Consider the following 8,859-nt stretch of genomic DNA (forward strand, 5'->3'; position numbering starts at 1 on the left):
GGGTGGGCACAGGGGCGGACCGGTCACTCGGTGACGAAGTCGGCCATCATCGCCATGTCCTCGTGTTCGAGGTTGTGGCAGTGCATCATGAACGCCCCGCGGTGGTCGGTGAAGCGGACCGCCAGTTCCACGGCCTGTGCGGGGCGCAGGTCGACGGTGTCCTTCCAGCCGCCGTCGTACGGTCCGGGGGCGCGGCCGTCGCGGGAGAGCACCTGGAAGTGGTTGAGGTGCAGATGGACCGGGTGGTGGAAGTCGGTGACGAACCGCCAGACCTCGACGGTGCCCAGCCGGGGCCGGGCCAGCGCGCGGCCGGGCAGGTACGGCAGACCGTTGACCGTCCAGCCGGAGCTGCGGCTCTGCCGGAAGGCGAAGGTCCGGGTCGCCACCGCACGGGCGGGGTCGAGCCGTTCCACCGTGCCGAGGCGCTCCGGCANNCCGCGGGCGCGGCGGCGGCCGACGAGAGGTCGAAGCGCATGACCCTCGTCGCGGTGCCCGTGCCAAAGCGGTTGAGCAACTGCACTCTGGTCCCGGGACGGTACGCCGAGAAGTCGACCACCACGTCCAGCCGCTCCGCCGGGGCCAGTTCCACCGCGTCGTGCCGTACCGGGCGCTCCAGCAGCCCGCCGTCGCCGCCGATCTGGACCAGGCCGCCGCCACCGGGCGGCTGCGGATGGAGCTCCAGGCGGTAGGGGCGGGCGTTGGAGGCGTTGAGCAGACGCAGCCGGTAGCGGGCCCGCTCGGTGCGCAGCACCGGCCAGGGGGAGCCGTTGACCAGGACCACGTCGCCGAGGACGCCGTCCATGTAGGCGCCCGTGACGCCGGGGGTCCGCAGCGCGGGGTCGGTTGACGGGTACTGGAACGAACCGTCCTCGGCGAACGACCGGTCGGTGATCATCAGCGGGATGTCCCGGTCGCCGCGGGGCAGCCGCAGGGCCTCCTCCTCGTCGTCGTGGACCAGGTGGAAGCCGGCCAGCCCCTGCCAGACCCCGGGGCCGGTGAAGCCCATCCGGTGGTCGTGGTACCAGAGCGTCGCCGCCCGCTGGTCCGTCGGATAGGTGTACTCCCGCTCGCCGGTGGCGGTGCGCGCGGCTGCGCCGTGGCACGGCATGTCGGCCATGCAGTCCGGGCCCGGGGAGGAGCCGCCGGAGCGGGTGCCGCCCACGGGGAGGACGAGGTCGGTGGGGTGGCCGTCGCTGTCCGCCGGAGTGTGGCCGCCGTGCAGATGGACCACGGTGGGGACGGGGAGTTCGTTGCGGTGGCGTACGGTGATGCGCCGTCCGGCGCGGGCGACGACGGTCGGCCCGGGGAACGTCCCCCCGTATGTCCAGGCCGGGGTGGTCAGCCCGGGGAGGATCTCCAGCCGGGCGACCCGCTGGGTGATCTCGTAGACGTCCGAGGTGCCGTCGGAGCGGACGGGTCCGAGCACCGGGGGCACGGTCAGCGGCACCTGGTACGGGGCGGGCAGCGGCACTCTGCTGTGCAGCAGCCGGCCCGGCCGTCCCGGGCCCAGGAGCCGTATCCCGAAGGGGGCGGCGAGTGCCAGCCCGCCCGCGGCCGCGCCGGCGGCCAGAAAGCGGCGGCGGCCGAGACCGGGGCCGGTCATGAGGTCGCCGCGATCCGCGGGTGCGCACCGGTGGGTGCGCCGGGCCGGACCCTGGCGGGCAGGGGAGTCCGCCAGACCCCTGCGGTGACCAGCACGCTGCCGGTGACGACCACCACCCCGAGCATGACGTGCAGACCCAGTACGCGCCCCAGTCCGAGGACCACCTGGAGGGAGAGCGCGACCGCCAGTGCGGTGGCGCCCGCCGTCGGCAGCCGCAGTCCGCGCCGGATCGCTCGGGAGAGGATCGCCACCAGGGCCTGGAGCACGGCCACGCCCGCGGTGGCCATGCCGGAGATCCGGTGCGCCTGCAGCATGGCGTAGTGGCCGTTGAGGAAGCTGCCGGCGAGCAGGGCGTCCGCCAGTCCGAGCAGGACCACGGTGGCCGTGGAGGCGCGCAGGAAGATCAGCACCGCGCGGTGGAAGCCTAACTGACGTTCAGTCATGTGTTTCCTTTTGACGGGCGGACCGTGGGGTCCGCCGGGGTGGCGATGGTGCGGGGGTGCGGTTCGTACCGCGGGCCCCGGCTGCGGTGCCGGGCCGCGGAGCCGCGCGGTGGCCCCGGGGGCCGCCGCACGCGGGGCCCGCCCGACAGTGGTTCCGGCCGGCGGCGCGGGGCCGGGCGGGCGTGCCGGCGAGGGTCTGCATGGCGGCTCCAGGGCAGGCGTGGATGTCGACGGAGACGGCCATGCGCCGGTGTGCGCAGAGAACTTATCTCTTACGTCAATGTCAAAATTAACAAGCCTCGGTAAAGTTGACAACCGTGTCCGAGATCGAACCCACCCAGCCCCCTCGCCGCCGACGCCGCCGGGCCGACGCGGAACGCAGCAGCGCCGCCGTCCTCGCCGCGGCGGTGGCCCTCCTCAGTGAGCGGCCGGAGGCGAGCATGGACGACATCGCCGAGGCCGCCGGTGTCACCCGGCAGACCGTCTACGCGCACTACTCCTCCCGGGAGATCCTGCTCGGCGCCGTCGTCGACCTGGCCACCCGCGAGGCGCTGGCCGCCATCGACGCCGCGGACCTGGACCGCGGCCCGGCCCCCGAGGCGCTCGTCAGATTCCTCGACGCGAGCTGGCAGACCCTGGAACGCCTCCCGCTGCTCGGACGACACGCCGCCGCGGCGTCGCCCCCGGAGGAGCACGCCCGGCACCAGCCGGTCCTCGACCGGCTGGTCACGCTGGTCCGCCGGGGACAGCAGGCGGGCGACTTCGACCGGGAACTGTCGCCCGGCTGGCTGCTGGCCGCCACGGTCGCCCTGGGGCACACCGCCGCGGAGCAGGTCGCAACCGGCGCGATGACACCGGGGGAGGCGAACCGGTCCCTCCGGACCGCCGTTCTGCGCGTCTACGGCGTCCAGGGCGCCGGCGGGGCGTGAGAACCCGGTCTGGCCCGGCTCCCGGCGGAGCCGTGGCCCCTCGCTGCGCCGTGTGACCGTGGTCACAGACCGTCAGGTGATGCAACGCCCGGCGCCCGGCAGGGCGTCAGTTCAGCTGAGAACTCCTCCCGTTGGGCGCTGCCCGGGACCGGCGCGCGCACGGAGGACCCGGGGCCGGGACGCCGCAGGGCGTCCCGGCCCCGGCGTGCCGTACGGGACCACCAGCAAGGAGACAGTGTGCGCAAGCTCGCCAGGCCCGGCGTCGCCCCGGCCCTTCTCGCGGGCAGGGCCGCCGGCGGTGTGGCCCAGGCCGGCCCGGACGCGCCCTGCACCGGGGACGGCTGCTCCGGCAACGCCCTTGTGCCCAGCACCTTCTGACCACCCCGGAGGAGCGGGCGACCAGGAGACCGGGGAGCCGGATGACCTGGTGCCGCCGGGACGGGAGCGCCCGTCCCGGCGGCACCACCCGCGCAGGGGCACCCACCGCCGGGGGGCGGTGCGGGGTCACTGCGCGGGGGAGTGCCCCCCGGTCCTGGTCGCCCGCAGCAGCACCAGGCGCTCCGGGTAGAGCACCGGCGCCTGCAGCCCCGCCGAGGCCAGCGCCCGTCCCGGCAGGGTGATCCCCTCGGGGGTCCACCAGGGGAGCGGGACGCCCCAGTGGTGGGCGTTGCCGTCCGGGACGTCGCCCGGGGCCTGGGGGCGTACCCGGTAGAGGGCGTCGGGGTCCAGACCGGGCAGCCGTACCGGGCCGGTCGGGTAGAGCTCGGAGGTGCCCATGGCCACCAGGGCGTACAGCGCCTCCGAGCCGTCCTCGGCGACCACCCCGTGCAGTCGGTAGGCCGGGTCGGGGTGGTCGGCGTGCACCGCGGTGCCGCTGTGGAGCAGGCCCCGCAGCTCCTTGTAGAGCGCGATCCACTCGGCCAGCCCGGTCAGGTCCTCGGGGGTGGCCGTGGTGAGGTCCCACTCGACGCCGAAGTGCCCGAAGAGGGCGGTCCCGGCCCGGAAGCCGAGCGGGTGCCGCCGTCCGGTGGTGTGGGCGACGCCCGAGCCGACATGGGTGCCCATCAGCTCCAGCGGGATCAGGGCGTTGGTCCAGCGCTGGATCTGCTGGCGCTCCAGTGCGTCGATGCAGTCGGAGACCCACACCCGGTCGGTCCGCTCCAGGATCCCCAGGTCGACCCGGCCGCCGCCGGACGAGCAGGACTCGATCTCCACCCCCGGGTGGCGCCGCCGCAGCTCGTCCATCAGCCGGTAGGTGGCCAGGGTCTGCTGGTGGACCCCGGCGCGTCCGGTGGGCCGGTGACCGGCCTCCACCAGGTCCCGGTTGTGGTCCCACTTGAGGTAGGCGATGGGATAGGTGGTGAGCAGGTCGTCCAGCCGCTCAAGGATGTGGGCGAAGGCCTCCGGCCGGGCGAGGTCCAGTACCTGCTGGGAGCGGGCGGCTCCGGGCAGCCGCCCCTCGGCGGCCATGATCCAGTCGGGGTGGGCACGGGCCAGGTCGGAGTCCTCGTTGATCATCTCCGGCTCGACCCAGAGGCCGAACTGCATGCCCAGCCCCGTGACATGGTCGGTGAGCGGGCCCAGCCCCTCCGGCCACACCTCGTCGGAGACGTACCAGTCGCCCAGGCCCCGCCGGTCGTCGCGTCGCGAGCCGAACCAGCCGTCGTCCAGCACGAAGCGCTCCGCGCCCACCGCCGCGGCGGCGTCGGCCAGGTCGCGCAGCCGCTTCAGGTCGTGGTCGAAGTAGACGGCCTCCCAGGTGTTGACCACCACCGGCCTCGGGGTTCGCGGATGGTGCGGGCGGGAGCGCAGCCAGCGGTGGAACCGGGCCGACAGTTCGTCCAGGCCCACGCCCCAGGAGCCGTACTGCCACGGGGACTCGTAGGAGGCGCCCGGCTCCAGCAGCACCTCGCCGGAGAGCAGCAGTTCACCGGAGCCCAGCAGGGAGACGGCGTGGTAGGTCCGCTCGGCGAAGGTGCGGTGGTTGCCCGACCAGGCGTTGTGCACGGCCCAGACCTCGCCGGAGCGGTTGCCGAAGCCGGGCGTGCCCGCCGCCAGCAGATAGGCGGAGTCGTAGCCGGTGCGTCCGGTGCGGTTCTCCCGCATCCGCAGCCCCTGGGTGAAGGCGGTGCGCTGGGGGCTGCGTTCGCGCAGATGGCGACCGGTGAAGTCGAGCAGTTCGGTGGCCGCCGCGGGGACCGGCAGGGTGAGGTTCAGGGCGTCCAGGGCGAACACCGAGTCGCCCCGGTTGGTGACCGCTGCGCGCTGGCGTACCAGTCCGGTCGCGGTGAGCTCCACCGTCAGCTCCAGCTCCAGGGCCGCGTTCGCGTCCTCGGCCCGGACCAGGAGGCGGCCGCCGGTGCCGGGCTGCCGGTCGTCGTCCGGCAGCTCGCCGCCGAGGACCCGGAAGGCGGTGGAGAAGTCCCGGCCGCCGCGGTTGCCGACCAGTCCTGGGGTGCCCAGCCAGCCGGCGGACTGCTCGGGCAGTACCGCCACCGGTACGGGTCCGTCCACGGAGTTGCCGATCGGCTGCGGGGCCAGGGCGAGCCGCAGGTCCTCCAGCGCCTGCCGGGGGAGCGGGCCGAGGTCGGCGCCCCAGTGCAGCACGCGGGGGAGTCCGCCGTCCGGGAGGTCGAGCACGAGGCTCACCCCGGCCGCCCGCAGATGGGTGATGCCGGAACCGGGAGTTGTGGGGTGTGGTGCCATGGGGATCTGGTCCTCACAGTCGTCGCCCAGCGGCCGCCGATCGACGAACTTTGTTCGGCGGCCTAAGAATCCCGACCCTACCCGGGTGCTTCGCCCCCGCACCAGCCCCCGGCGGCGGCCCGGGAGGCCGCACCGGACCCCGCGCGACCGGCCGCCGCCGTCGGGCGTCCCCGCGGCCGGCTGACCGCGGAGACGGATTCTGGCGGTGAGTCATGGAGCGCTCAGGGAGTGTAGACCTGGGGCCGGGGCGCGGTGGCCATGCCGTCCCCGAGGAAGAAGCTCGGGTGCGGCGGCTGGTTGTAGGCGGTGTTCTGCCAGGCGATCGCGGTGCGGTACTGGGTGTCGTGCATCAGGGTGGTGATGCGCAGGTTGGTCTGGACGGGGGTGGAGTAGATGCGCAGCGCGGTGTTGTCGGTGGTGGGCCAGACGACCTCCTCCCGCCAGTCGCCGAACAGGTCGCCGGAGAGCGACGGCGTGGACTTGGTGCCGTTGTCGGAGTGCACACCCGAGCCGGTCAGCAGACGGGTGTCCCCACTGGTGCCGTACTTGTCGATGTGGGTGCCGTCCAGCAGTTCCCGGACCGGGTCGCCGTCCCACCAGGCCAGGAAGTTGGCCGAACCGGGCTTGCGGCCGATGTTCTGGCCCTTGTCGCTGTACAGGCCGTCGACCCCCGCGGACCAGGACTCCGCCCCCGGACTGCCGGCGTAGACGTCGTCGGAGACACCACGGCCGTTGTCGCAGCCGCAGCTGGGGTTGGACCAGAGGATCTGCCCGGTGCGGGCGTCGGCGAACCAGGCGGCGAGCTTGGAGGTGTCCTCGTCGACCTTGAACACCTCCAGGCCCGGGTGCGACGGGTCGAGGTCGCCCACGTGCAGCGCGTCCCCGTGCCCCTGGCCGGTGTTCCACAGCCGGGCGCCGTTGTCGTCCACCGCCATGGCGCCGTACTCGATCTCGTCCTTGCCGTCGCCGTCCAGGTCGGCGGTCACCAGCTGGTGGTCGCCCTGGCCCGCGTAGGAGCCGTTGCCGGAGTCGTTGGTGTCGAACCGCCAGCGCTCGGTGAGTCTGCCGTCCCGCCAGTCCCAGGCGGCGATGACGGTACGGGTGTAGTAGCCGCGCGCCATGATGATCGAGGGGCGCTTGCCGTCCAGATAGGCGGTGCCGGCGAGGAAGCGGTCGACCCGGTTGCCGTAGCTGTCGCCCCAGGAGGAGACGGTGCCGCGCGGCGGGTCGTAGCTGACGGTCTGCAGGGCGGCGCCGGTCAGGCCGTTGAAGACGGTGAGGTACTCGGGTCCGGAGAGGACGTAGCCGGAGGAGTTGCGGTAGTCCGCGGACGCGCTGCCGATGACCTTGCCGGTGCCGTCCACGGTGCCGTCGGCGGTCTTCATCACCACCTCGGCCCTGCCGTCGCCGTCGTAGTCGTACACCTGGAACTGGGTGTAGTGGGCGCCCGAGCGGATGTTGCGGCCGAGGTCGATCCGCCACAGCCGGGTGCCGTCGAGTCGGTAGGCGTCCAGGTAGGTGTCGCCGGTGTAGCCGGACTGCGAGTTGTCCTTGGCGTTCGTCGGGGACCACTTGAGCACGAACTCGTACTGCCCGTCGCCGTCCACGTCCCCCACACTGGCGTCGTTGGCCTCGTAGGTGTACGCCACCCCGTCCGGTGTCGTGCCGCCGGACGGCGGCTGGATCGGCACGTCGTGGTAGCCGTCGGCGAAGGAGAGCGACGGCGGCGAGGCGGCCTGCTCGACCCCGCCCACCACGGCCCGCACCGTGTAGGAGGCGTCTGCGGCGGCGCCGGAGTCCAGATAGTCGGTGGCGCCGGTCAGCGGCGAGGAGTTGAGCCTGGTCGAGCCCCGGTAGACGTTGAAGGCGACGTTGTCGGGGTCGGTGCCGAGCCAGCGCCAGGAGACCAGATTGCCGGAGCCGCTGCGGACCGACACCACGCCCCGGTCCAGCTTCTCCACCTGCCGTCCGGAGCCGGTCGCCGGCGGCTGGCTGGTCGGGGGCTGGCTGGTCGGCGGTTGACTGGTGGGCGGCTGGCCGGTCGGCGGGGTGGTGCCGCCGGTCGAGCCGGTGCACTGCACCCCGTTGAGTGTGAAGGCGGTGGGCGCCGGATTGGAGGTGCCGGTGAGTACGCCGTTGAAGCCGAAGGAGGCGGTGCCGCCGGTGGCGATCGCCCCGTTGTAGCTGACGTTCCTGGCGGTGACCTGGGTGCTGTTCAGGGTGACGTCGGCGTTCCAGGCCTGGGTGACCGTCTGGCCGGCGCCGAAGTCCCAGGCGAGGCTCCAACCGGGCAGCGCGTCACCGAGGTTGGTGATGGTGACGGTGGCGCCGAAGCCGCCCTGCCAGGAGCTGGTGACGCTGTAGTCGACCCGGCAGTCGGTGGTGGCGGCGGCTGCCGTTCCGGCGTGTGCGGTGACGCCTGCCGCTGCGGCCAGCGCGGCGGCGCAGGAGACCCAGACCGCCGCTGGGCGGCGGGACTTCCGATGGGTGGGCATGCGGAGTTCTCCAGAGTGGGCGGGTCGGCCGCCGCGTCCGACACGGACTCGGGGGCGGGGACCCGATCGGGTGGCGCCTCGGCTGGTCGTGGGATCGCCACGGTGCACTTCGGGCCGCCGGAGCCGGGGCGCGGTGCTGTGGGGCCGGTCCACGCTTGCGCTGCAGCCGATACATCTCCATGCGGACGCCCGGGCGGCACGGGCGGAAGCGTTGTGTCAGCATCGCCGCATGGCGGGGACGTGTCAACGCTGTCAGGAGGCGCCCGGCTGGCCGTTCGCGGCCGAGTTCCCCCGGGGGCGGCCCGGCCTCGCCCCTGGCCCGCCGGGGCCCGTACCGGCCGCCGTCACCGGGGCGGACGCGCCGGATGCCCGCCCGGGAGCCGGATGCGCCGCGCGCCGGGCCGCGGTCAGCCGGCCGCACCCCGGGAGAGCAGTGCGTCCAGGTCGACGGCATCGGCCATGGCCCGCGTGCCCGCGTCGTTGGGGTGCAGCCGGTCCCCGCTGTCGTAGGCGGGATGCAGGGTCAGCGGGTCGTCCGGGGACGCGGTGGCCGCGGCGAAGTCGACCACGCCGTCGAACGCCCCCGAGGTGCGGATCCAGTCGTTGACGGCCTGCCAGACCGCGGCCCGCTCCCCGTTCCAGATCGCCGACCCCCGGAACGGCAGCAGCGTCCCACCCCACAC

The 8,859-nt window shown here is 73.9% G+C and carries 6 protein-coding genes and 2 pseudogenes; 2 read left to right on the forward strand and 6 right to left on the reverse strand.

Annotation, left to right across the window (positions count from 1 at the left end; translation table 11 throughout):
- Nucleotides 1-23: 23 nt before the first annotated feature.
- From AOK09_RS42205 to AOK09_RS17950, 3 genes and pseudogenes are all read right to left on the reverse strand, one after another.
- On the reverse strand, nt 24-433 hold a 410-nt coding region (locus tag AOK09_RS42205), incomplete at its 5' end, for a multicopper oxidase domain-containing protein (RefSeq protein WP_245687343.1).
- 2 nt (nt 434-435) lie between these two features.
- Nucleotides 436-1,603: pseudogene (locus AOK09_RS17945) on the reverse strand (multicopper oxidase family protein); the annotation flags it as partial.
- A complete protein-coding gene (locus AOK09_RS17950) occupies nt 1,600-2,046 on the reverse strand; it encodes a hypothetical protein (RefSeq protein ID WP_157875933.1) in 447 nt (148 codons plus the stop codon). The gene AOK09_RS17950 and the pseudogene AOK09_RS17945, both read right to left, overlap by 4 nt.
- Before the next feature lie 317 nt (nt 2,047-2,363).
- Here AOK09_RS17950 and AOK09_RS17955 point away from each other — a divergent pair, with 317 nt between their 5' ends.
- Both AOK09_RS17955 and AOK09_RS40180 read left to right on the forward strand, forming a co-directional pair.
- On the forward strand, nt 2,364-2,975 hold the full coding sequence (locus tag AOK09_RS17955; RefSeq protein WP_055588222.1) for a TetR/AcrR family transcriptional regulator: 612 nt from the start codon (nt 2,364-2,366) through the stop codon (nt 2,973-2,975).
- Nucleotides 2,976-3,212: 237 nt separating this feature from the next.
- Nucleotides 3,213-3,353 (forward strand): hypothetical protein, encoded by a 141-nt coding sequence (locus AOK09_RS40180; RefSeq protein WP_157875934.1) that lies wholly within the window; start codon nt 3,213-3,215, stop codon nt 3,351-3,353.
- A gap of 126 nt (nt 3,354-3,479) precedes the next feature.
- Here AOK09_RS40180 and AOK09_RS17960 read toward each other — a convergent pair whose 3' ends face one another.
- From AOK09_RS17960 to AOK09_RS17970, 3 genes and pseudogenes are all read right to left on the reverse strand, one after another.
- Nucleotides 3,480-5,681 (reverse strand): alpha-galactosidase, encoded by a 2,202-nt coding sequence (locus tag AOK09_RS17960; RefSeq protein WP_055588223.1) that lies wholly within the window; start codon nt 5,679-5,681, stop codon nt 3,480-3,482.
- Between the two features lie 221 nt (nt 5,682-5,902).
- Nucleotides 5,903-8,176 (reverse strand): rhamnogalacturonan lyase family protein, encoded by a 2,274-nt coding sequence (locus AOK09_RS17965; RefSeq protein WP_055588224.1) that lies wholly within the window; start codon nt 8,174-8,176, stop codon nt 5,903-5,905.
- Between the two features lie 407 nt (nt 8,177-8,583).
- Nucleotides 8,584-8,859, reverse strand: a pseudogene (locus tag AOK09_RS17970) (SGNH/GDSL hydrolase family protein); the annotation flags it as partial.

The organism is Peterkaempfera griseoplana (assembly GCF_001418575.1).
Lineage (GTDB): Bacteria > Actinomycetota > Actinomycetes > Streptomycetales > Streptomycetaceae > Peterkaempfera > Peterkaempfera griseoplana.